Here is a 23,249-nt window from a genome sequence, read left to right on the forward strand (position 1 = left end):
CAGCTCATCCACACGCAGGACGCCGGGATTCGAATCCATCCGCGCAACGCACCGCACCGCTAGCCATCTGCACCCTCATCCGACGGGGCCGTCACTCGAGGGCCTCAACGGCTGCGGCCCCAGTCGGGCTGCGGATTCGGCCGGGCCGTGGATTCGGCCGGGCTGCGGATTCGGCCGGACTGCGGTGCGGTGAAGGGTGTCAGGCCCGAGGCGCACTCGGGCCTGACACATGAGGCCGGATGGGTGGTCAGGCGGCCTTGGCGCGGCGGGCGCGGCCCGTCGGCGCTTGGGGGGCGTCATGAGGGTTCAGGACGCGCACCTTCCCCGCCCCGGCGGGGTGGCCCTCGCCCGGATCCGTCCCGGGCTCCTCCGAGGGCGAGTCGTCGCTCTCCCCCGGCGTGAGCGTCGTCGTGTCCCCATCGGTCGAGGCGACGGCCGAACCGGGCCTGCGCCCGGTCCCCCGTGCGGATCCGGCCCCGGAGAGGGAATCAGCGCCGGTCCTGGAGCCCGCCTCGGACCCTGACTTGGGCAGGGCGTCTGGTGCGGAGCCCGATCGGAAGCCGGCCTCGAATGCGGACTGCGAGCCCGGCCCAGAGCCGAACCCGAACCGGGAATCGACAGACTCAGCGCTGGAGACGGAATCCGGCCCCGAGACAGCGTCAGGCCCGGAGACCGGCTCTGCGGCGATGCCGGCGCCGGTCTCGGCGAAGGCAGGACCCAGGCCAAGGCCAAGGCCAGAGGCAGCACCAGGACCAGGACCAGCGGCAGGGGCGAAAGGCCAGCCCGCCACGTCGTCCCGCGCCGTCTGCTCCGCCTGCCGTTCGGAAGTCTGCTCCGTCTGCCGCTCGGAAGCCTCCTCCACGTGCCGCGCGGAAGTCTCCTCCGCGTCCCGCGAGGCAGCGGGCCGCCCGTGGAGCGCGCGGGCGGTCGCCGATCCCGACATCGCCCAGTCCTGCGTGGACTCGTCGAGGCTCTCCCTCGTCTCCCTGCTCAGGGTGCCGATGCCGCCCGAGCGTTCGGGCTTGGAGAAGGCGCCGACGCCCCAGCGCAGGTCGTGGCCGATCGAGCTGGCCTCGATCTCGGGCATGAACCTGCGGTCGCCCTCGGGCCCGAACTCCCTGATGCGCAGCTTGCCGCACACCACGACGGGATGCCCCACCTGGAAGGACTGGGCCACGTTGTCGCCGAGAGTGCGCCAGCAGCGGACCGCGAAGAACACGGTGTCGCCGTCGGACCACTCCTGGGTCTTCCTGTCGAAGAAGCGATGCCTCGTCGCCACCCTGAGCGAGGTCACCCGCGCCCCGTCGGCGAAGGCGTGCTGGCGGGGCGGGGCTGCGACATTGCCGGTGAGCGTGATGTAGATGTCGTTCATCGTGCCTCCCGTGGAGCGGGCCGGGTGCCCGCTGCTTGGGGACACGGTGTCGCGCGGGAGTGGGTGGCCGGCGGGCCGAGCGTGGTTCTGGGGACGAAGGCGCCGGGGCGCGACGCCGCTGTGGACAACGGAGCGGCGGGACCCTCGAAACACCACCACGAACCCGGTCGCTAACGATGCCTGTTGACGGCCGCGGCGACGAGCTTGGCCGCCCGATCGGCGGTGGCGTAGCCTGGCCGCCGGGCCGAGACGTTGATGACCACCACGACGTTCGACAGACGGAAGGAGATGTAGCTCTGGTATACCGGGAGCCCGTAGGGGCTCCGCCGGGTATAGCTCAACGCCTCGTCGCCGACGTCCGGCCCCTTGCGGAGCTTGGTCCCCGGGTTCCGTTTCGGCTCGTCCTTCATCTGCTCGACCATCTGCTTGTGGTAGAGGCCGGCCGCCGAGGCGCTCGGCAGGCGGAACGCCGTGACGTGCAGGTTGGCGCCGTCGGCCTTGCTCCAGCTGCAGGAGGAGTCGCTCCAGAACTGGCGCTTCATCGCACCGCCGAACAATGAGCGCGTCTGGTTGCTGTTCAGCAGGTCGCACGCCTCGAAGTCGCGGGCGATCAGCGGGGTGGCCGCCGCCGTAGGGAGGAACTTCGGCACGGCGGAGTAGGTGACAGGTGGCGCGAGCGCGTAGCCGAGGATCCGGATCACGTTCGGAAACAGGTAGGGCACGATCACCACGCCCACCACCACGGTCATCACCAGCGCGAGCGCGGCACCGATGAGGACCCTGCTGCGCAGGCGTCGAGACGGGCGTCCCGGCGCGGTCCGCCTGCGGCGCAGGGCCGGGCTGGTCGTGGTGTCGTCCCGCGAGAGGGCCTCCAGCCAGCCGGCCGCCTCGTCGGCGGAGCAGCGGCCTGCGGGGTCCTTCTCCAGGATCGCGGCCAGCACGGGGGCGAGCGGGCCGGCCAGCCGGAAGGGGGTGGGCTCCTGCATCAGCACGGCGGCCAGCACCGCGGCCTGGTTCGGGCCGGCGAACGGCGCCACGCCCTCCACCGCCGTGAAGAGCGTGGCGCCGAGCGACCACAGGTCGGCGAGCGGGCCGTCGACCTCGCCGCGCAGGCGCTCGGGGGCGATGTAACCAGGCGAGCCGGTCAGCATCCCAGTCTGCGTGATCCCGGTGTCCCCGGCGATGGTGGCGATCCCGAAGTCGGTCAGCAGCACCCGTCCGTCGTCGGTGAGCAGGACGTTGGCGGGTTTGACGTCTCGGTGCAGGATGCCCGCCGCGTGCGCGGCCGCGAGGGCGTCGAGCATGCGCAGGCCGATCGCGGCGACTCGTTGCGGCGGCAGGGGGCCGTCGTCGCGTACGGCCCGCTCGAGAGAGCGGCCGTGGACCAGCTCCATGACGATCCACGGGCGTCCGTCGTCGAGGACCACGTCGTGCACGGTGACGATGGACGGATGGGAACGCAGCGTCGCGGCGGCGCGCGCCTCGCGCAGCGTGCGTTCGCCCAGCTCGGCCCGCGACGCCTCGTCGAGGTCCGGTGGGAGCCTGACCTCCTTGACGGCCACCTCCTGCCGGAGCAGCTCGTCCATCGCCCGCCATACCGTGCCCATGCCACCCTGGCCGAGCTGCGACAACAGCCGATAGCGGCCCGCGACCAGCGTCACCGTGCCCTTCCCGCCGTCATGGACTTCGCGACCATTCGTCGCCCCCTGTCGATATCCGGCTGAGCACGGGCACATCAGATGTTAAGGGAACGGATCATGGGCGTCAGTGAATACTGATCAAAAACGGCCGGTGCGTTCGAGCATCCGGAGGAGGGGACAGCCGGGAACCTCAGCCCGACAGTGCCTTCATCGCCGTGTAGAACTCGTGGTGGCGGGCCAGCTCCCGCTCCACGGGCTCCACCACCATGGTCTCCGCGATGCCCGCGACCCGCCTGCGCATCTCCCGCTCCAGCCGGTCTCGCTCGTTCGCCGCCCCGAGCGCCACGAAGTTCCTGGACGCCATCGCGGACAGCGCCCCCAGTCCCAGGACCGAAGCGGTCATCAACCCCACCCACGGCAGCGTCGCCGCGTCACCGAACAGCGCGAACGGCTCGGGCAGCCGACCGGCGGAGAACACGCCGTACGCCAGCGCCACTCCCATCCACGCCAGCCCCGCGACGAAGGCGACGACGAGCAGGTACTGCCACAGCCGCAGCAGCCGCCACCACACCGGCACCTTGTCCAGCTGCGGCGCGACCTCCGACAGCTCGTCGGACAACGCCTCGGGCAGCTGCGCCGCGCGCGACCTGGCCGCGTGGTGCACGGCCGAACGCCACACCTCGTTCATCCCGACGGTGAGGCCGTCGCTCAGCGCCTGGACGGCGTTGTCGACCTCGGCCGCCTGGGCGCTGACCGACCCTCCGGCCAGCGAGCGGACCTCCTCGCGCAGGTCGCCGAGCTTGAGCGTCTTGAGCGGGTCTCCGCCGAAGGCCGCGCCGATCCGGGCGAACGGCCACGAGATCCAGGAGGCCGAGCGGGTGGCGTAGACGCTCTCCATGGCCTCGCCGACCGCCGGAACGCCCACCGCGTCGCAGAGCGCGTCGGTCAGCCCGACGCGGCGGGCCGCGTCCACGGTGGAGGGCGCCGACAGGGCGGCGCCGACCGGCATGGCCTGGCTGAGGCGGCGTTCGACGCGGTCGACGTCCGCGTCGATGCGCTGGATGGCGGCCCTGCGCTTGGAGACGGCGTCGGCGATGACGCCCTTGAGGCTGTCGATGCCGCGGCCCGTGACGGCCGAGGTGGGGACCACCGACGGATGGTTGACGCCTTCGCGACGCAGCAGGTCGTTGAGGTCGATGACCAGCTCGGCCACCTCCTCGGTGGACAGCCGGTCCGACTGGTTGAGCGCGAACACGGTGACCGCCTCGTGCCCGGCCAGTTCGGTGACGTAGCGGCGGTGGGTGGAGGCGTCAGCGTACTTCTGCGGGTCGAGCACCCACACCACCATGTCGGCGACCCCGATCAACCGGTCGGCCTCAGGATCGGTGAGGGCTCTGATGGAGTCGTGGTCGGGCAGGTCCAGCAGGACCAGGCCGTGCAGCTGGCTCTCGCCCCTGTCGAGCGCGCTCGCCCTGGCGAAGCGGTGCCGCCACTGGATCTGCAGCCAGTCGAGCAGCGGCGCCGCGCCTTCCTGCCCCCAGACGCAGGCATGGGTGCGGGCGGTGGTCGGGCGGCGCACGCCCGTGGGCGACAGTTCGAGCCCCGAGATCGCGTTGAACAGCGAGGACTTGCCGCTGCCCGTGCCACCGGCCAGGGCGACCACGGTGTGGTCGGACGACAGCTTGAGCCGTTCGCCCGCCCTGGTGAGCAGGTGGACGGCGTCGGCCAGCAGCGTGGCGTCGAGACGCCCCTGCCCCAGCTCCACGACCTTGGACAGCGCGGCCAGCCTGGCTCCCAGGCCGGGCTTGGTGGTGGAGTAGATGCTCATCGTGCGACCTCGAGGTTGTACGTGGCCTGGTAGAGGCGGGTCGCGGCGGCCTCGTCCGGGATGCCGGCGGCGTCGAGCGCCCGCACGTACCGCATGGCCTCCTCGTCGAACAGCATGACGATCCTGGCGCGCAGGTCGCTGAGCGCCTTGGTGCTGATGCTGCGCAGCGCCTCGGCGCCCAGCAGGCTCCTGAGCAGCTTCTGGGGCAGCTCGTCGGCGCTGAACAGGCCCACCATGAAGATCAGCGCGAACGACTCGGCGCCGAGCGAGACGACCTTGGCCGACCGTTTGGTCACGCCGTCGGTGCGCAGCAGCTCGGTGACGTGGTCCTGCCAGGCGGCGACCGCCCGGCCGGTACGGCGGGCCAGCTCGTCCGAGGGCCGGTCGAGGCCCGCGCCCAGCTCCGTACGGCGCCGCCACCGCGCGCCCACCTCGTCAGCCGCCGCATGCGCGGCGGAGGTGATGAGCGACTCGATCGCGGTGCGGAGCGCGGCGCGGAAGGCGGTGATCCGCTCGGTCGGAACCGGTTTGCCCTTCTTGCGGAAGCTGCGGGTCAGGTCACCGGAGCCGGCGAAGTCCTGCCACCTGGCGCGTGCCTCGCCGCGCATGAGGCTGCCGTCTCGCACGGCGTTGTCGATGTGCGCGAGCGCGTCCGAGTAGGCGACGTCGACGTCGGTGCGCAGCTCGCCGCGGAAGGCTACCTGGCTCTCCAGGTGCCTGGCCAGCGCCGGGACGCGGGTGCGGAAGCTGTTGAGGACGCCGTTCAGCGTCTCCTGGACGGCCTGCGCCCGCCGTTCCTCGTCGACCGACAGCTCGGCCAGCCACAGCCGCAGCTCGGTCATGTCGCCGTGGGGCAGCCTGCCGTCGGTGACGGCCGACTCCTCGATGACGAACCGCTCGACGTCGCCCAGGCCGTACTCGGTCAGCATCCGGACGAAGTGCTTGAGGACCACGTCCTTGGTCTTGGGCTGCACGCGCGAGAGCACGATCGCGATCCTGGCGGCGCGCTCCTTGGCCAGGCGCAGCAGGTTCCACGCGGGGGCGTCGGCGTAGCGGGCGGCGGTGGTGACGAAGACCCACAGGTCGGCGGCGTCGAGCATGCGGCGCGCGATCTCGTGGTGCTCCTCGACGACGGAGTCGATGTCGGGGGTGTCGAGCAGCGCGACGCCCTGCGGCAGCCGTTCGGTGGTGACCAGCACGAGGCTGTCGGGCGCGGCCTCCCTGCTCTGCCGCTCGATGCGCTGCAGGCCCGCGAGCAGCTCGCCGTCGGCGAACCAGCCCTCGTCGTCGGGGTGGCAGGCGAGCACGGGGATGCCGGTGGTGGGACGGCGCACGCCGGTCCGGCTGACGTTCTTCTCGGCGAGGGTGTTGACCAGCGTGGACTTGCCCGCCCCGGTGGAGCCGGCGACGACGATCAGGGCGGGCGCGGTGCTCATCCGCACCCTCGGCAGCACGTAGTCATGCAGCTGCGTGAGGATCTCGGTCTGCGCCTTGCGCGCCTCCTCGGCGCCCGGCAGGTCGAGCCCGAACCTGAGGCCGGCGACGGCGTCCCTGAGCGCGTCCAGGGCGGCGGTGAGCGCCTGCGCGGCGACATCGGGCAGGTCCTCCTCGACGACCCTCCCGGCAGCCTCGTCCTCTTCCACTGCGGTGCCGTCACCGAGGGCAGGTTCGTCATCGAGTACGGCAGAGCCGTCGCCGATGGCCAACTCGTCGTCGGCCCCAGACCCGGCCTCGGAGTCGCTTTCGACCACGAGCTCGACCTCGGCCATGAGCTCGGGCTCGGCCATGAGCTCGGGCTCGGCCATGAGCTCGAACTCGGCCATGGGTTCGGGATCGGCCGCAGCGTCGGTGTCAGCCACAGCCTCGGGACCGGCCCCGGCTTCGGAGTCGGTTACGGCCTCGGACTCGGCCATAGCCTCGGGATCGGTTACGGCCTCGGGGTCGGTTGCACCCTCGAACTCGGCGACAGCCTCGAAACCGGTCAGAGCCTCGTAGCCGGTCCCGCCGTCGTAACCGGTCCCGCCCTCGTAACCGGTCTCGCCCTCGGGATCGGCTACGGCCTCGGGATCGGTTACGGCCTCGGACTCGGTTTCCTTGCAGTCGGTCGCCTCGAGCTCGGTCACAGCCTCGGGATCGGTGACGACCTCGAAGTCGGCCTCCGTCACCGAATCGGTTTCGGTCAGGGGCTCGGCGTCGAACGCCGGCTCAGCCTCGACCGTCGACCCGGCCTCGGTCGTTGGCTCATCCGCGATCTCGTCGGTGGTGACGGTCTGGGAGGCGGCGGTCCCGCGCTCGTCGAGCGTCTCGTCAGCGGCAGGCCTCTCGCTGACGGCTTGGTCGTCGGCAGCCACCTCTTCGGCGGAGTTCTCGTCCCAGAAAGCACCGTCGGCGACCACCTCGCCGAGGGGAGTATCGCCAGCGGGCGTCTCCCCGGCGATCGTCTCACCGAAGGGACTGTCACCGGCGAACGCCTCACCGAAGGAGCCCTCACCAGCGAGCACCTCGCCGACGGGTGTGTCGCCGGCGCGAGTCGCAGCGGCAGGGATCTCGCCGGCGGGTATCGCGCTCGTGGCGACCACGCCGATGGCAGGAACGTCGTCAGCCGTGGCCTCGCCGCTGGCGGGCGTCTCGAGGCTGGTGCCCTCGCCGGTGGCCATTGCTGCGGCGGCGGCTTCGTCAGAGGCGGTCGCTCCGGCAGCCGCCTCCCACGTGTCCACCGCATCAGGAGCGGCGAGAGGGGCCTCGGCCGGAACCAGGCCAGTAGGCGAGGAGGCCCCAGCGGGCGTCCCTTCGGCGGCGGCCGAGTCGGTGGCCGTGGACTCCTGGCCGGGGACTTCCTCAATGGCAGGCTCGCCGACAGCTGGTGTCCTGGTGGCGACCTCGGCAGGCCGCCACTCGGCGATGCCCGGCTCAGCCGACGGGGACTCGGCGGGCTCGTCGACGGCTGGTGTCCCGATGGAGACCTCGGCAAGCCGCCACTCGGCGATGCCCGGGTCAGCGGACAGGGACTCGGCGGGGTACTCGGTGGTGGTCGGGTCTGCGGCGCCAGGCCTCACGACGCGGGCGGCACGACGATCCTCCGCGGAGCCGGAATCCTCCTGGAGCTCGGACGCGGCGGGATCGGGCTCGACCCCTGGACCGAACGCTCGCGGCCGGGCCCGGAACGCGTCGAACTCCATGGGGTGCGCCGACTCATCCAGGCGCGAAGCCGCCCGCGATGCCGGGGGCGCAGCCGGGTGCGGTCCCGGCTGTGATCCCGGGCCCGAAGCCGTAAGCGATTCCGGGTGCGCAGCCGGAGGTGATCCCGGGTGTGACGCCGGACGTGCAGCCGGGGGCGATCCCGGGTGTGATCCCGAATGCGCAGCCGGGGGTGATCCCGGGTGAGGCGCCGAGGGTGGGGCCGGGCGGGACGGGCTGAAGGCGTCGAAGCCGTCGGAGATCGGTGCCAGCTTGTCGAAGGCGGGCTCGGCGTCCAGGGTGGCGTGGTCGTCCGCCCGGGGCAGGTCGTGCCGGGCGGGACGGGCGAAGGCGAAGAAGGTCTCCCCCGCCGCGTTCTCGTGGTCGTCGGCGGCCGACGCGTCATGGGCGTCCGGCGGGGAGGGCGGCGGCGATGCCCCGTTCGCCTGCCGTATGTCCGCCTGGTCGTCGGCCGCGCGGTCGGGACCGTCGTCGTCCCTGATCGCGCGGAAGTTGAGGGTCTGCTCCCCCAGGGACTCGGGGGCGTCACCAGCCGATCTCACGGCACGCGCTCCGCTCGAACCATCTCGACCTCCTGGCCGATCCGCACGACGTCGCCCACGATGACGATCGCCGGTGGCCGGATCTTGGCCGCTGCCACCCGGTCGGCCACGGTGGAAAGCGTGGCCGTGACGGCCCGCTGGGTCGGAAGAGTACCGTCCTGTACCACCATTACGGGAGTTTCCGGCGAACGTCCGTCGCGGATGAGTGTTTCCGCGATCGAAGCGATACGTTCAACGGCCATCATGAGCACCAGAGTGCCTGACGAGCGGGCCAGTCCGGGCCAGTCGACGGTGGACTGCGGGTGGTCGGGCGCCACGTGCACCGAGATCACGTGGAACTCCTGGCTCACCCCTCGATGCGTGACGGGCACGCCGGCCGCGGCGGGCACCGCGACGGCGCTGGTGATGCCGGGCACCACGGTCACCGGGATGCCGGCGCGGGCGCAGGCGAGCATCTCCTCGCCGCCCCTGCCGAAGACGTAGGGGTCGCCGCCCTTGAGCCGGACGACGAACCTGCCCTCGCGGGCGTGCGAGATCAGCAGCTCGTTGATCTTCTCCTGGGAGAGCGACCTGCCGTAGGGCACCTTGGCCGCGTCGACCAGCTCGACGTCGGGAGCCAGCTCGTCGAGCAGGGCCCGCGGCGCGAGCCGGTCGGCCACGACCACGTCGGCCTGGGCGAGCAGCTGACGCCCGCGTACGGTGATCAGCCCGGGGTCGCCGGGCCCGCCGCCGACCAGCGCGACGCCGACCGGTTTGGTGCGGTTGCGGCGCGCGTCGACGGTGCCGTCACGCAGGGCGCTGACGACGGCGTCCCTGATGCCCGCGGCCCTGCGGGGGTCGCCGCCCGCGGTGATCGCGATGGAGATCTCGTCGACCTTGCCGCTGGCGGGTGTCCACGCGGCGGAGGCGTCCTTGTCGTCGGCGCGCACGCACCAGATCCGCTTGGCCTCGGCCTCGGCGGCGATGGCCGTGTTGACCGCCCTGTCGCTGGTGCAGGCCTGGACGAGCCAGGCACCGTCGCAGTCGCCCACCTGGTACGGCCTGGCCTCCCAGGTGACGCGCCCCGCGGCGATGAGATCGTCGAGGGCGGGGGTGACGCTGGTCGACACAATGGTGATGTCGGCGCCCGCCTCGAGCAGCGCGGGAACGCGTCGCTGGGCGACCCGCCCGCCGCCCACGACGAGCACCCGGCGGCCCGAGAGGCGCAGGCCGAGAAGGTAGGGGCTCATGTCGGCGGATCTCCCGTTCGCGAGGATTGGTATGTCAGGAGGCAAACCTACCGGGTCCGGATTACTAGGGCTGCTTCTCCGTGACACCCGCGGAGTCGAAGGTCGCCACCTCGTGCATCACCCGGACGGCGGCGCAGACCAGCGGGTGGGCGAGCAGCCCTCCGGTGCCTTCGCCGAGCCGCAGCTCGAGGTCGACGAGGGGGCGCAGGCCGAGGTGGTCGAGGGCGGCGGCGTGACCTGGCTCGGCGGAGCGGTGGCCGGCCACGCAGTGGTCGACGACGGCCGGTGCGAGGGCGGCGGCGGCCAGGGCGGCGGACCCGGCGATGACGCCGTCGAGGATGACGGGAACCCGCGCCGCGGCGCCGCCGAGGATGAAGCCCGCGATGGCGGCGTGCTCGAACCCGCCGAGGGCGGCCAGGATCTCCAGGGCGTCGTGCGGCAGGACGGCGCCGCTTCCTTCGGTCTCCGGCGCCTCCGGCGCGGGGGTGAGGCCGTTGACGCGCAGGCCCTCGCGGACGACCGCCACCTTGTGGGCGTGGGTGGCGTCGTCGATGCCGGTGCCGCGCCCGGTGACCTCGGCCGCGTCCTTGCCGGTGAACGCGCAGACGAGCGCCGCCGACGCGGTGGTGTTCGCGATGCCCATGTCGCCCGTGATCAGGCAGCGGGCGCCGTCGGCCACGAGGGAACGGGCCACCGAGATGCCCACCTCGATCGCCTGGACGGCCTGCGAGACGGTCATCGCCGGGCCGGCCGACAGGTCGGCGGTGCCGTAGCCGACCTTGCGGGAGAGCAGGCCCTCGGCGGCGGGCAGGTCCGCGGCGACGCCCACGTCGACGACCGTGACCGAGGCGCCGACCTGGGCGGCGAAGGCGTTGGCGACCGCGCCGCCGGCCAGGAAGTTGCCGACCATCTGCAGCGTCACCTCCTGCGGCCAGGGGGAGACGCCGCGCGCGTGGACGCCGTGGTCGCCGGCGAAGATGGCCAGCGCGGCGGGCTCGGGCATGGGCGGCGGGCAGGTGCCGGCCGCGCCGGCCAGCCGTACCGCGACCTCCTCGAGGGCGCCGAGGGAGCCCGGCGGCTTGGTGAGGCGGCTCTGGTGGGCGCGGGCGTCGGCGAGCGCGGCGGCGGAGGCGGGCGTGATCTGGGCGAGCACGTCCTGCAACGTCATGCGGAGACCCCCTCGGCGAGTTCGAGTGCTTCCTCGTACCGGTCGATGACCACGTCGGCGAGCACCTCGCAGTCCCCGATCACCTCGGCGCAGCGGATGTCGAGGTCGGGGTGACCGGCTCCGTAGGCGAGTGCCTGCGCCCAGACGCGCTCCAGCATGCCGCCGGCGAACAGCAGGTACGGCACGACGATGACGCGGCGGGCGCCCAGGCGGCGGCAGCGTTCGAGACCGCCGGGCACGCCGGGCGGGGTGATGGAGACGAAGGCGGTCTCCACCGTCATGAAGTCGTAGGCGTGGGTCTCCCAGAACAGCCGCGAGACGCGGTGGATCTCGGCGTTGGCGGCGGGGTCGGTCGAGCCCTCGCCGACCAGCACGACCGCGGTCTCGGCCGGCTCGATGTGCTCGGCCGGCTCCTCGACGGGGATGGAGGGCACCACGCGCAGGCGGGGCTTGACGTCGTCGAGGGAGCGCAGCCTGGGCATGTCGGCGGCGGCCTCGGCCAGCCGTTCGGCCAGCAGGGACAGCACGCGCGGGTCGGGCCCGAGGGGACGCCCGTGGTCGTACATCAGCGTGGGATGCCGTTCCTGCTCCAGCGCCATGGCCGCGGGGAAGTCCTCCATGCGGCTGAGGCTGAGCGGCAGCGTGACCAGCCGGTGGTGGCCCCTGGCCACGAGGGAGGCGACGGATTCGCTCAGCATGGGCTTGGCCTTGGCAAGGTAGCCGCCCGAGACCTCGGCGGAGCTGTCCTCCAGGCGGCAACGCAGCCTGTGGACGAACCTTCCGAACTCGGCGGCACCTGTGTCGTCGTGCGAGCCCTGCCCGATGAGCAGCAGCGGCGGCTTCATGAAGGGGATCTCCACGCCTGTGACCTGGGGTTTATGTAGACAAGACACGCGAGGATATCCGATGCGCGCTGGTCATGCACAGATCACTCTGCGTGCGTGTACGACGAAGACGGGGTCCTCGGCGGCCAGTGCGTGGGCGCCGTCGGCCTGCACGACCAGCCGCGATGCCTGGATCTGGGTGCACTCGGCGCGGTAGCCGTGCTCTTTCAGCCGCTGGAGGACGGCGGGCACCTGCTCGACGACCTTGAGCGTGCAGACGAGCCTGGAGGGGACGCGGGCGGCACAGGCGACGATCACGTCGGCGCCGCCGCCGCCGACGTAGACCGCGTCGGGATCGGGGAGCGGCTCGAGCGCGGGCGGGGCCTGGCCGCGGGTCAGCGCGACCTTGACACCCTGGCGGATGACGTTGGTACGCAGCCGGGCGCAGGCCTCGTCGTCGCGCTCGACGGCCATGACGGCGGCGCCGAGCCTGGCGCACTCGACGGCGATGCCGCCGGAGCCCGCGCCGACGTCCCAGACGAGGTCGCCGAGCCTGGGGCCGAGCTTGGCCAGCACGTACGCGCTCACCTCGGACGGCAGGTCGCCGCCGACGGCCCACTCGTCGGGTCCGGGGGCCGCCCCCGCCACCCAGGCGGGCTCGCCGGCGCGGTAGAGCGGGTCGACGACGAGGACGACGTCGGGATCCTTCCACGGCCTGGTGGTGGCCTCGCCCATGCGGCTGTGGGTGACGCGCTCGCCGGGCCCGCCGAGGTCCTCGCAGACGATGAGCGTGCGCGGTGTGGTGGGGGCCAGCTCCCTGGCGATCTCGGCGGGGCCGACGCCGGGGGTGACGATGAGCCCGACCTTGTGGTGGGCGCGGCAGGCGTTGACGACCCTGTTGAGCTGCCCCGGCCCCTCGGGCGCGACGATGAGCGCGTCCTCCCAGCTCATGCCCGCCCTGGCGAAGGCGCGCGTGATGAGCGAGCTGGCGGGGATGACGGCCGGTTTCAGGCCGTGGCCGCGCAGCGCGCGCACGACGCCGAAGAAGCCGGGGTCGCCGTCGGCGAGGACGACCGCGGGGCCCTCGCCCTGTTCGAGATGCTCGTCGAGGAGGGCCAGCAGCTGGCCGCCGGGGACGGGGAGCTTGAAGTGCCGCAGGACCCGTTCGGGACCGGTCACCAGCGTGGCCTGTTGCAGGCAGTCGGTCGCCCTGGCCGACAGCGGCGATCCGTCCCAGCCGATAACCGTGATCATCCGACTCACCGTCCTCCTGACCCAGTGTGTACGGCAAGCCGGGTCACGCGCCATCCTCCGTCCGGGGCGGGCGTCAGTCCAGGGACACGCTCCCCGGGCGCGCGTGGCCGGGGAAGGTCACGGAAGGTCGCCGGGGATCAGCCCGTACACCACGAGGTCCTCCTTGCCGGCGCCGTTGCGCGCCACGCCCTCCCGCGTGAAGCCGGCCTTCTCGGCCACCCGCTGGGAGGCGAGGTTGGAGACGGCGGCCCGGAGCTGGAGCCGCTGGAAGCCCTGCTTGTCGAACAGCCATCTGGCGACCGCCAGCACCGCCTCGCCCGCGTAGCCCCTGCCGCGCGCCCAGGGGGCGGTCATGTAGCCGACCTCGGTGGCGCGGTGGCCCCACTCGGTGCTCTTCAGGTCGACGCTGGCGACGAACCTGCCGCTCTCCCTCTCGACGACCGCCCAGACGATCCCTGCGCCGCTGATGCGGTGCTGCGGGCTCGCCATGAGCGCGTAGAACCTGCCGTGCTCCTCGGTGTAGCCGCGGGGCACGCTGGTGCGCCGCTGGGTGATCTCGTCGGCGGCGGTCGCGGTCAGGTCGGGCACGTCGGCGGCGGTGAGCCTGCGCAGCAGCAGGCGCGGGGTGACCAGCTCGTCCTCGGGGAAGACGTTGGGCGATCCGGTGGATCCGCGCAGCAGGCCGAACACGACCAGGTCGTGGGCGCCGTCGTCCTCGAGCTCGGCGGCGCGCAGCACGCCCTCGTAGGAGAAGCCGGACTTCTCGGCCACCCGCACGGACGGGCCGTTGTCGAGGTTGGCACGCAGTTCGATCCTGCGCAGCTCGGTGGTCTCGAACACCCAGGCGGCCAGGCCGCGGACCGCCTCGGTGGCGAAGCCCCTGCTGCGGTACAGGGGGTGCACGCCGTAGCCGACCTCGGTGATGCCCGCGCTCCACTGGGTCCTGAACAGGCTGATCGCCCCGACGATACGGCCGTCGCCGTCGACCATGGCCAGGTGGACGCCCTGGCCCGAGCGCTGGAGCTCGTGGACGCCGGTGGCCAGCCAGGCGGCGACGCCGGCGGCCTGGCCGGGGGCGCCCGGCGGGAGGAAACGGTGACCGGCTTCGACGATGGTCGTGATCCTGTCGGCGTCCTCGGGATGGAAGGCGCGCAGGGTCAGCCGGTCGGTGGTGATGCGAAGGCGAGGGTCGAACACGCTCACTTTTCCCCTAAGTGCTCAACGGCGTGCCGAAACCCTACAAGTCCCGGTTTCGCGGGCCGTTCGCGCCCCCGGGAGGGCCGCATGGCCGGGCGGCCGGCGGCCGGGCCTTCGCCCGCGGAAGGTCATGTTTGGTGAGGGCCGCGCGGGTAGGGGCGGGATTCGGGCAGCTTGAAAGGGTGAGAACGCCTTGGGACGTGAAAGCGACAAGCACGGGCCCGGACTGGACGATTGCCGGTTCGCCGCCATCGCGCAGGTGGCCGAGGCGCTGGGGGTCGGCATCGAGCGGAAGAGGTGGTGAGGTGAGTTGAGGCTCGACTTCATCCGTCCGCTGTACGAGCGTCATGGCCCCTACGTCTCGGTCTACCTCGCGGGGTCGGACGTGGAGGACAGGCGGCGGCGGTGGCGCTCGTTCAGGGACAGCATGGAGGAGGCCGATCGGGACACTCTCGACGCGCTGGAGGATGCCTGGGGCGCGCCGGCCCCCGGGCGGGCGCTGTTCGCCGCGGGCGGCGAGCTCGTGCTGGCCGAGTCGCTGGCCGAGCCGCCGCCGCTGGAGCAGGTCCGCTGGTCGCCGCTGCCGCACGTGACGCCGCTGCTGATGTCGCGGGGCGAGAACGTCCCGCATCTACGGGTCGTGGTCGATCAGGCGGGCGCCGAGCTGACGGTGTTCGGCGGCGGCTCGCCGCGGGTGGCGACCGTCGAGGCGCAGAAGTGGCCCCTGCAGAAGACGGCGCAGGGCGGCTGGTCGCAGAAGGTGTACGAGCGGGCGGCCGAGGAGACCTGGGAGCGCGACGCGCAGGTCGTGGCGCACGAGGTGGACGAGCAGGTGCGCAGGATCGGCGCCGAGCTGGTCGTGGTGGCGGGCGAGCCGACGTCGCGCTCGCAGCTGTGCGACCACCTGGGCACCAAGGCGGCCGACAGGGTGATGATGGTGGAGCACGGCAGCCGCGCCGACCACGGCCGGTTCACGCAGGACGCGGAGAACGCGCTGGACACGTGGCTGGAGCGGCGCAGGGCCGACCTGCTCGACCGGCACAGGGACAACGCGGGCCCGGTGGGTTTCGGCCAGGTGGCGCGGGCGCTGCGGGAGGGGCGGGTGCACGCCGTCCTGTCCCCCGGCGAACTGCCCGACCTGATGTGGATCGGCCCGGGCGGCACCCAGCTGGCCACCGGCGCCGACGAGCTGCGCCGGTGGGGCGTGGAGGGGCCGGTCCGCGAGCGCGCCGACTCCGCGCTGGCCAGGGCCGCCGCGATGACCGACGCCGAGCTGTGGTTCGCGCCGGAGGTCAAGGAGATCTCGGCGGTGATCAGGTACTGACGATCACCTCGAGGGTGCGCGGGCCGTGCACGCCCTCCACCCGGTTGAGCTCGATGTCGCTGGTCGCCGACGGCCCGCTGATCCAGGTCAGCGGCCGTGCGGGGTCGAGCCTGGCGACCGCCTCGGGGACGCTGGAGACGATCTGGTCCGCCCGCACCAGGCACAGGTGGTAGTCGGGCACCAGGGTCAGCGCCCTGCGGCCCTGGTCGGGCCCCGCGTCGAGGACGATGGTGCCGGTCTCGGCGATGGCGACCGCGCATCCGGTGGCCACGCCGTCGGCCGTCAGCAGCTCCTCCTCCCCCACCGCCTGCGCCACGGCCAGCGGGCCCTGCCCTCGTACGGCCGGCGGGACGATCACGCGCCTGCCCGCCGTGAGCTCGGCCACCAGCGCGGGCACCTCCGCCGAGGCGACGACGTGGACGATCGCCCGGTAGTCGCCGACGCGCTCGGCGAAGCGGGCGACCAGGTCGTCCACCGGTATCGAGGTGCGGTAGCCGCGGGGGACGGCCACCTCGGGGGCGCCCTCCACGGCCCTGCGCACCCGGTCGAGGATCTCCTTGCGGGCGCTCATGAGCTCGCCTTCCCTTCTCCGCTCCGCTCCTGGCGGGCCCACCAGTCCCTGAACGACTCCTCGGGGATCTCCGGCAGGTCGCGGGTGTCGGTCCAGGCCGACAGGGGGCCCGGCAGCCGTCTGGGGGCCAGCCTGCGGAAGCGCGTGGCCAGGCGTTGCGCCTTGGCCAGCCGTACCTCCTTGGCCAGCACCCAGCCAGCGGCCCGCATGCCGGCCCGCTCGGCGCGCGGGTGGGCCACCTTGGCCCGCAGGTCGACCAGCACCTCGGGGATGTCGATGGCCACCGGGCAGACCTCGAGGCAGGCCCCGCACAGCGACGAGGCGTAGGGCAGGGAGGCGTCGAGGTCGGAGCCGAGGCCGCGCAGTTGCGGGGTGAGGATGGCGCCGATGGGCCCGGGATAGACCGAACCGTAGGCGTGGCCGCCCGCGCGCTCGTAGACGGGGCAGACGTTGAGGCAGGCCGAACAGCGGATGCAGCGCAGCGCCTGGCGGCCCACCTCGTCGGCCAGGACGGTGGTGCGGCCGTTGTCGAGCAGCACCAGGTGGAAGGTCTGGCCCTCGGTGGATCCCGTCCAGGTGGAGGTGTAGGGGTTCATGCGCTCGCCGGTGGAGCTGCGCGGCAGGAGCTGGAGGAAGACCTCCAGGTCACGCCAGGTGGGCAGCACCTTCTCGATGCCGACCACGCTGATCAGGGTCTCGGGCAGGGTCAGGCACATCCGGCCGTTGCCCTCCGACTCCAGGACCACGCAGGTGCCGGTCTCGGCGATCACGAAGTTGGCCCCGGAGATGGCGACCTTGCTGCGCAGGAAGCGTTCGCGTAGGTGGAGCCGGGCGGCCTCGGCCAGCGCGGCGGGTTCGTCGGTGAGGTCGCGGGGCGCGTCGCCCATCCTGCGCAGGAAGATCTCGCGGATCTCGGCGCGGTTGCGGTGGATGGCGGGCACCAGGATGTGGCTGGGGTAGTCGTCGCCGAGCTGGACGATCAGCTCGGCCAGGTCGGTCTCGAACGCGGTGATGCCCTCGGCCGCCAGGTGCTCGTTGAGGCCGATCTCCTGGGTGGCCATCGACTTGACCTTGACGACCTCGTTCTCGCCCGTCCGCCTGACCAGGTCGGTGACGATGCGGTTGGCCTCGGCGGCGTCGCGGGCCCAGTGGACGTGGCCGCCGGCCCGCTGGACCGCCTCCTCCAGCTGGACGAGGTAGCGGTCGAGGTGGCGCAGCGTGTGGTCCTTGATCGCCTTGCCGGCGGCGCGGAGCTCCGGCCAGTCGGGCAGCTCGCCGACCACGGTGGCCCGCTTGCCGCGGATCGTGTGGGTGGCCTTGCGAAGGTTGTAGCGCAGCTGTGAGTTCTGTACGGCCTTCGCGGCGTTCGTCGGGAAGTCGCCCGGCATGCCGATGAAGACGCTCATCGCGCGTCCAGGATCTCGGCCAGGTGCATGACCCGCACCCCCGTCTTCTGGCGGCGCATGGTGCCGCCGATGTGCATGAGGCAGGAGTTGTCTGCGGCGCAGAGCACCTCCGCGCCGGTGTCCATCACGTTGCGGACCTTGTCGGCGCACATCGCGGCCGAGATCGCCGGGTTCTTCACCGCGAACGTGCCGCCGAAGCCGCAGCACTCCTCGGCGCCGGGGAGCGGGACCAGCTCCAGCCCCCGCACCCGCCGCAGCAGCCGCGTCGGCTTGTCGCCGAGGTGCAGCCCCCTGAGCGAGTGGCACGTCGGGTGGTAGGTCACCCGGTGCGGGAAGGCGGCGCCGACGTCCTCCACCTCCAGCACGTCGATCAGGAACTCCGACAGGTCGTACACCGGCGGCGGCGCCACCCCCAGCCGTGGGTACTGCTCGCGCACCATCGCCGCGCACGAGCCCGAGGGCGTGACGACCGCGTCGTAGCCGTCGAACACCTCCGCGAAGCGCCGGGCCAGCCGTTCGCCCTCGGCCCGGTAGCCGGTGTTGAGGTGCATCTGGCCGCAGCAGGTCTGCGCCTGCGGGAAGTCGACCTCGCACCCGAGGCGGCGCAGCAGGGACACCACGGCCTTGCCCGTGCCGGGAAAGAGCGTGTCGTTGACACACGTGATGAACAGGGCGACTCGCACGGCACTCCCTTCAAAGTATGGTCTGACCATAGTATGGTCTGACCATATGAGGAAGCCCCGGACCTTCGAGGACGTCATCGCCAGGATCGAGCGGCGCATCGCCGACGACGGGCTCACCGTCGGCGACCGGCTGCCGGGCGAGCGCCAGCTGGCCGAGGAGCTCCAGGTCGGCCGCTCGTCGGTGCGCGAGGCGCTGCGCGTGCTCGAGACGCTCGGTGTGGTCTCCTCGCAGGCGGGCCGCGGGCCCGACGCGGGCGCGGTGCTCACCTCCAGACCGGAGAGCGCGCTGGCCGACCTGCTCCGGCTCCACCTCGGTACGGCTTCGCTGTCGCTCGGCGAGGTGATCGCCACCCGCCTGATGATCGAGCAGTGGGCGGTGCAGCACGTCGACGCGCCCGAGGGCCTCGAGGTCATGCGCGCGGCGCTGGAGCAGATGGAGCGGGCCGGTGACGCCCGCTCCTTCGTCGACCACGACGTGACCTTCCACCTCGGGGTGGCGCTGCTGTCGGGCAACCGGCTGCTGGCGGCGACCATGCGGGCGCTGCGGCAGACCATCCACGCCTACTCGGTGGCCGCGGTGGAGGCGGCCGGGCGGACCGACGTGCTCATGGCCGACCACTGGCGCATCTACGAGCTTGCCGCGGCCGGCGACGGGCGGGGCGCCGCCCAGGCCGTCGCCGACCACCTGGCGCACGCTTACCCGGCCCTCACCACACCACCGCCCCCGACCCCCTGACCCACCACCGGCCTGACCCACCACCCGGCGCCTGGCCCTCCGGGGTCCAGCGGTGCGGTCCGGCGACGCGGTCCGGCGTTGGGGTCGGGCGGCGGGGTCCGACGGCGCGGTCCGGGGGTGGGGCCCGGCGGCGGGGTCACTCGAAGGCGGCGCGGTGGTCGCGGACCCAGTCGGCGAAACGCCGCGGCGCCCGCCCCAGCACGGCCGCCACGTCGCCGCTGAGCCGCTCGGCACCGCCCGCCGCGACGAACGCGGCCCCCGTCATGGCCACCTCCACCAGGAGCGGCTCGGCGCCCGAGGCCAGCATCCCCTGCCTGGCCGCCTCCAGCGGGATCTCGACCGTCGTCACCTCCCGGCCGAGCACCTGCCCGAGCACGCGTGCCTGCTCGGGCACGCTGATCACCTCGGGCCCGGTCAGCTCGTAGGTCATGCCGTCGTGCGCCCCGCCCGTCAGCGCCTCGACCGCCACCTCGGCCACGTCACGCGGGTCGACCACGCCCTGGCCGCCCGAGCCCGTCGTGTTCGGGATCGGCTCGCCCGCCCTGACCGCCTCGGCCCACATCAACGCGTTACCGGCGAACCCGGCCGGGCGCAGGATCGTCCACGCCATCCCGCTGTCCCTGACGGCCCGCTCGCCATGGTGGTGCCAGGAGCGGATGTCCTTCGCGTCGTCGGTCTCCCCGGTGCCGATCGCCGAGATCTTCACGATCTTCTTCGTGCCGGCCCGCCCGGCCGCCGCGACCAGGGCGAGGTCGTGTTCGGGCAGCTCACGCCCGAAGGCCGTCAGCGACAGCACCGTGTCCACCCCTTCGAGTGCCCTGTCCAGCGAGGCGGGGTCGGCGAAGTCGGCCTTCACCGCCCGCGCGCTCAGTTTGGCGGGGTCGCGCGTCATCGCGAGCGCCTGCTCGCCTCTCGCGGCCAGCCGCCTGAGGACTTCACTTCCGATGGTGCCCGTGGCACCCGTGACCAGGATCATGCCTCCTACGCTCCCGTCAGGGAGCCGCCCGCCGATAGGAAAAATCGGCGCCTAGGGTGGTGGCGTGAGCGTTCGGGCCGAGCGGATCGGCGAGACGGCGGCCGGCGGCCTGGGCGAGGTGCACGTGCGCGAGCCCGACCCGGCCGCCGTGCTGGCCTTCCGCACCACCATCGACGGGCGCGGCGACCTCATGGTGCTCGGCCCGCGCACCCGCGCCTCCTACCTCGCGCCGAAGGAGCTGTCCCGCTGCGTCACCGTGCGGCTGCGCCCCGGCAGGGCGCGGGCGGTGCTCGGCGTGCCGGTCAGCGAGCTGGTCGACAGGATCGTGCCGCTGCGCGAGCTGTGGGGCGCCGCGGCCGACCGGCTGGCCGAGGAACTGGCGGCCGCTCCTGGCGACGAGGCTGCCATGGTCGAGGCGGCCCTCCTCGACCGGCTCTCCGCCTGCTCGACCGCCGAGCTGTCGCGGGCCGCGCTGTTGCAGGCCGCCGCCGACCGCCTGCCGTACGCGAGGGTCCCCGAGGTGGCCAGGGACCTCGGCGTCAGCGAGCGCCACCTGCGCGACCTGTTCACCAGCGGGGTGGGGATGCCGCCCAAGCGGTTCGCCCGCCTCGACCGGGTGCGCGGCGTGCTGGCCCGCGCCGCCGCCGGCGGCTGGGCCGCGCTGGCCGCCGACGCGGGCTACTACGACCAGTCGCACCTGACGGCCGAGTTCCGTTCCGTGATGGGCGTCTCCCCCGGCGCGTTCGTCGCCGGCGACCTGCCCGCCGCCGTGGCCTGCTCCGCCTAGCGCTCCCAGGCGTCGGCCGTACGGCAGGTCGCGCCCGAGCACGTCCGCATCGCGTCCAGGCGGGCCTGGAGGTTGCTCAGCAGCTCGGGGGGCGCGGTCGCGGCCAGGTTGTTCAGCTGGTAGGGATCGGTGGTCAGGTCGTAGAGCTGGGTCTCCCCCGTCACGTACTTCACATAGGTGTGCGTGGCGGTGCGCAGCGCCGCGTAGGCGGGTGTCAGCGTCTGCCGGTTGGCGGACTGGTTGGTCGGCCTGGCGAACTCGATCAGCGCGTTGCGCCGCCAGCTCGGCGGGTTGAGCCCGCGCAGCAGGGGCACCAGCGAGCGCCCCTCGGCGAAGGCGGGCGCCGGGATGCCGGCCAGTTCGGCGAAGGTGGGCGCGTAGTCGACCGGCTGGGTCAGGGCGGTGATGGTGGAGCCGGGCGCGACGCCGGGGCCGCGCACCACCAGCGGCACCTTGACGGCCTCCTCGAACGGCGTGGTCTTGCCCAGGCGCAGCCGGTGGGTGCCCAGGTGGAAGCCGTTGTCGGAGGCGAAGAAGATGTAGGTGTTGTCGAGCTTGCCCGCCGCCTGCAGGGCGGTGACGACGGTGTTGACCAGGTCGTCCACGCCGAGCATGGCGCGCAGCCTCGCCCGGTGGCGCTCGTCGATGCGTTCCTCGCCCGCCCAGCCGATCTCGGGCAGGTCGCGCAGCCACTGCGGCTCCTTGTGGACGTCGGCCTGGTTGTAGTTGGGTGTCCGGGGCGCCTGCGCGTCGGGGAAGGCGTCGGCGTGGCGGCGCGCGGGGTTGGCCGGGTTGTGCGGGGCGACGGGGGCCAGGTAGAGGAAGAACGGCTGGGTGCCGGGCGCGCTGACGAACTCCTTCGCCTTGCGGGCGAGCACGTCCTCCAGGTAGTCCTCCTCGTCCCAGCCGTACTCGACGAGCCTGCCGTTCTCGTTGAGCGTGTAGTCGTACTCCTCGTAGAGCCGCTTGACCGGCACCGCCCACTGGTCCCAGCCCGGCGGCACGTAGGTGGCGGGCACGCTGGTGCCCGGATAGTGGTTGAGGTACTTGCCCATGAGGCCGGTGCGGTAGCCGGCGCCGCGCATCCAGGCGCCGACCGTGGAGTTCTCCAGCCCGGCCAGGTGGAAGCGGTCGAAGCCGCCTTCAGGGGCGGTGTTGGTCCACACGGTGTGGCTGTGCACGTACTGCGAGCGCAGGAGCGACGCCCTCGAGGGACAGCACCAGGAGTTGGTGACGATGGCGCGGTCGAAGGAGGCTCCCTGCCGGACCAGGTGGCTGGTGATGGCGGGGAAGTTCTGCAGCGTGCCGTACTCGAGGTCGTCGGCGAGGATCAGCACGATGTTGGGCCGCGACTGGCCGGCCGCGCTCGCCGGCATGGCGACGAGTGGCAGCAACAGCAGCAGCACTGCCAGACCCCCCAGCCGCTTCATCAGCACACGGTCTCAACTTCCCCCAACATCCCTCATTGACACCCCTCTCAACAATATTAGAACCTGTTCTCATTTCGGGAGGTATCGCATGAAGTTAGGCCTGAACCTGGGCTACTGGCAGCGACACGCCGACGACGCCACCGAGGTCGTCCAGGCGGCCGAGCGGCTCGGCTACGACTCGGTCTGGACCGCCGAGGCCTACGGCAGCGACGCTTTCACCCCGCTCGCCTGGTACGGCGCGCGCACCACGAGGATCAAGCTCGGCACCTCGGTCGCGCAGCTGTCGGCCCGCACCCCGGTGGCCACCGCGATGACCGCGATGACGCTCGACCACCTCACCGGCGGGCGGCTCCTGCTCGGCGTCGGCGCCTCCGGGCCCCAGGTGGTGGAGGGCTGGTACGGCCAGCCGTTCCCCCGCCCCCTGGCCAGGACCCGCGAGTACGTCGAGATCATGCGCAAGGTGTGGCGGCGCGAGGAGCCGGTCACCAACGAGGGCCCGCACTACCCCCTGCCGCTGCCCGGCGGCCTGGGCAAGCCGCTGAAGCTCATCACGCACCCGCTGCGCCAGGACATTCCCGTCTACATCGGCGCCGAAGGGCCCAAGAACGTCGCGCTCGCCACCGAGATCGCCGACGGTTGGCTGCCGCTGTTCACCTTCCCCTCGAAGATCTCCGATCTCTACGGGAGGTTCCCCGCCGGCTTCGAGGTCGCGGCGATGGTCATGGTGATGGTCACCGACGACGTCAGGGCCGCGCTCGACGGGGTGAAGACGATGCTCACCCTCTACATCGGCGGCATGGGCGCCAAGACGCGCAACTTCCACGCCGACATCATCGGCAGGATGGGCTACGCCGAGGCCGCCGAGCGCATCCAGGCCCTCTACCTGGCCGGGCGAAGGCAGGAGGCCTTCGCCGCCATCCCCGACGAGCTGGCCGACGGCATCTCGCTGGTCGGCCCGCCCGGCAGGATCAAGGAGCGGCTGGAGCTGTGGCGGGCCTCGCCGGTGACGAACCTGCTGGTGATGGGCCCGCGTGACGAACGGTCCCTGACGATCGTCCGCGACCTGGTGCTGGGTTAAGTCCCG

Annotated in this window: 18 protein-coding genes; 4 read left to right on the forward strand and 14 right to left on the reverse strand. The window is 72.6% G+C overall.

The window, feature by feature from the left end:
- Positions 1-247 precede the first annotated feature (247 nt).
- The 9 genes from ACWEVS_RS28515 to ACWEVS_RS28555 all read right to left on the reverse strand — a co-directional run bounded on the left by ACWEVS_RS28515 (position 248) and on the right by ACWEVS_RS28555 (position 14,252).
- A complete protein-coding gene (locus tag ACWEVS_RS28515) occupies positions 248-1,372 on the reverse strand; it encodes a single-stranded DNA-binding protein (protein WP_452554067.1) in 1,125 nt (374 codons plus the stop codon).
- Positions 1,373-1,542: 170 nt separating this feature from the next.
- Complete coding sequence (locus ACWEVS_RS28520) at positions 1,543-3,033, reverse strand: serine/threonine-protein kinase (protein ID WP_452554068.1); 1,491 nt, start codon at positions 3,031-3,033, stop codon at positions 1,543-1,545.
- A gap of 169 nt (positions 3,034-3,202) precedes the next feature.
- Complete coding sequence (locus ACWEVS_RS28525) at positions 3,203-4,840, reverse strand: ABC transporter (RefSeq protein ID WP_452554069.1); 1,638 nt, start codon at positions 4,838-4,840, stop codon at positions 3,203-3,205.
- Positions 4,837-8,019, reverse strand: coding sequence for a dynamin family protein (locus ACWEVS_RS28530; RefSeq protein ID WP_452554070.1), 3,183 nt, complete (start codon positions 8,017-8,019; stop codon positions 4,837-4,839). The genes ACWEVS_RS28525 and ACWEVS_RS28530 overlap by 4 nt, the downstream gene beginning before the upstream one ends.
- Positions 8,020-8,576: 557 nt before the next feature.
- Entirely contained in the window at positions 8,577-9,809 is a 1,233-nt protein-coding gene (cobA, locus tag ACWEVS_RS28535; RefSeq protein ID WP_354915054.1) for a uroporphyrinogen-III C-methyltransferase, read from the reverse strand.
- A gap of 64 nt (positions 9,810-9,873) precedes the next feature.
- The gene (cobT, locus tag ACWEVS_RS28540) at positions 9,874-10,977 is read right to left on the reverse strand and encodes a nicotinate-nucleotide--dimethylbenzimidazole phosphoribosyltransferase (protein WP_452414624.1); all 1,104 of its coding nucleotides are present in this window, start codon (positions 10,975-10,977) and stop codon (positions 9,874-9,876) included.
- Positions 10,974-11,837: a sirohydrochlorin chelatase gene (locus tag ACWEVS_RS28545; protein ID WP_354915060.1), complete on the reverse strand. Its 864-nt coding sequence runs from the start codon at positions 11,835-11,837 to the stop codon at positions 10,974-10,976. Before ACWEVS_RS28545 ends, cobT begins: the two co-directional genes overlap by 4 nt.
- Positions 11,838-11,894: 57 nt before the next feature.
- Positions 11,895-13,055, reverse strand: a complete 1,161-nt coding sequence (locus ACWEVS_RS28550; protein WP_452554071.1) for a bifunctional cobalt-precorrin-7 (C(5))-methyltransferase/cobalt-precorrin-6B (C(15))-methyltransferase — start codon at positions 13,053-13,055, stop codon at positions 11,895-11,897.
- A 117-nt stretch (positions 13,056-13,172) separates the two neighbouring features.
- Positions 13,173-14,252 (reverse strand): GNAT family N-acetyltransferase, encoded by a 1,080-nt coding sequence (locus ACWEVS_RS28555; RefSeq protein WP_452554072.1) that lies wholly within the window; start codon positions 14,250-14,252, stop codon positions 13,173-13,175.
- A gap of 310 nt (positions 14,253-14,562) precedes the next feature.
- Here ACWEVS_RS28555 and ACWEVS_RS28560 point away from each other — a divergent pair, with 310 nt between their 5' ends.
- Positions 14,563-15,576 carry a baeRF2 domain-containing protein gene (locus ACWEVS_RS28560; protein WP_449919489.1) on the forward strand — a complete coding sequence of 338 codons (1,014 nt, stop codon included), beginning with the start codon at positions 14,563-14,565 and terminating at the stop codon, positions 15,574-15,576.
- On the opposite strand, the gene ACWEVS_RS28565 is transcribed toward ACWEVS_RS28560, so the two are convergent.
- The 3 genes from ACWEVS_RS28565 to ACWEVS_RS28575 are packed head-to-tail and all read right to left on the reverse strand — an operon-like array spanning position 15,566 to position 18,236.
- A complete protein-coding gene (locus ACWEVS_RS28565; protein WP_449919487.1) occupies positions 15,566-16,147 on the reverse strand; it encodes a LutC/YkgG family protein in 582 nt (193 codons plus the stop codon). The genes ACWEVS_RS28560 and ACWEVS_RS28565 overlap by 11 nt on opposite strands.
- Entirely contained in the window at positions 16,144-17,553 is a 1,410-nt protein-coding gene (locus tag ACWEVS_RS28570) for a lactate utilization protein B (RefSeq protein WP_452554073.1), read from the reverse strand. The genes ACWEVS_RS28565 and ACWEVS_RS28570 overlap by 4 nt, the downstream gene beginning before the upstream one ends.
- A complete protein-coding gene (locus ACWEVS_RS28575) occupies positions 17,550-18,236 on the reverse strand; it encodes a (Fe-S)-binding protein (protein WP_354915078.1) in 687 nt (228 codons plus the stop codon). Before ACWEVS_RS28575 ends, ACWEVS_RS28570 begins: the two co-directional genes overlap by 4 nt.
- 46 nt (positions 18,237-18,282) lie before the next feature.
- Here ACWEVS_RS28575 and ACWEVS_RS28580 point away from each other — a divergent pair, with 46 nt between their 5' ends.
- The gene (locus tag ACWEVS_RS28580) at positions 18,283-18,972 is read left to right on the forward strand and encodes a FadR/GntR family transcriptional regulator (protein ID WP_452414628.1); all 690 of its coding nucleotides are present in this window, start codon (positions 18,283-18,285) and stop codon (positions 18,970-18,972) included.
- Between the two features lie 136 nt (positions 18,973-19,108).
- Here the strand turns inward: ACWEVS_RS28580 and ACWEVS_RS28585 are convergent, their stop codons facing one another.
- Positions 19,109-19,948, reverse strand: a complete 840-nt coding sequence (locus ACWEVS_RS28585) for an NAD(P)H-binding protein (RefSeq protein ID WP_452414630.1) — start codon at positions 19,946-19,948, stop codon at positions 19,109-19,111.
- 64 nt (positions 19,949-20,012) lie between these two features.
- Between ACWEVS_RS28585 and ACWEVS_RS28590 the strand changes: the two genes are divergently transcribed.
- Positions 20,013-20,735 carry a helix-turn-helix domain-containing protein gene (locus tag ACWEVS_RS28590; RefSeq protein WP_452554074.1) on the forward strand — a complete coding sequence of 241 codons (723 nt, stop codon included), beginning with the start codon at positions 20,013-20,015 and terminating at the stop codon, positions 20,733-20,735.
- On the opposite strand, the gene ACWEVS_RS28595 is transcribed toward ACWEVS_RS28590, so the two are convergent.
- Positions 20,732-22,165, reverse strand: a complete 1,434-nt coding sequence (locus tag ACWEVS_RS28595; RefSeq protein WP_452554075.1) for a sulfatase family protein — start codon at positions 22,163-22,165, stop codon at positions 20,732-20,734. The two genes, ACWEVS_RS28590 and ACWEVS_RS28595, sit on opposite strands and share 4 nt — an antisense overlap.
- Positions 22,166-22,253: 88 nt before the next feature.
- Between ACWEVS_RS28595 and ACWEVS_RS28600 the strand changes: the two genes are divergently transcribed.
- Complete coding sequence (locus ACWEVS_RS28600) at positions 22,254-23,243, forward strand: LLM class F420-dependent oxidoreductase (RefSeq protein ID WP_452414633.1); 990 nt, start codon at positions 22,254-22,256, stop codon at positions 23,241-23,243.
- Positions 23,244-23,249: the final 6 nt, after the last annotated feature.

The sequence above is a fragment of the Nonomuraea sp. NPDC003754 genome, from assembly GCF_053605785.1.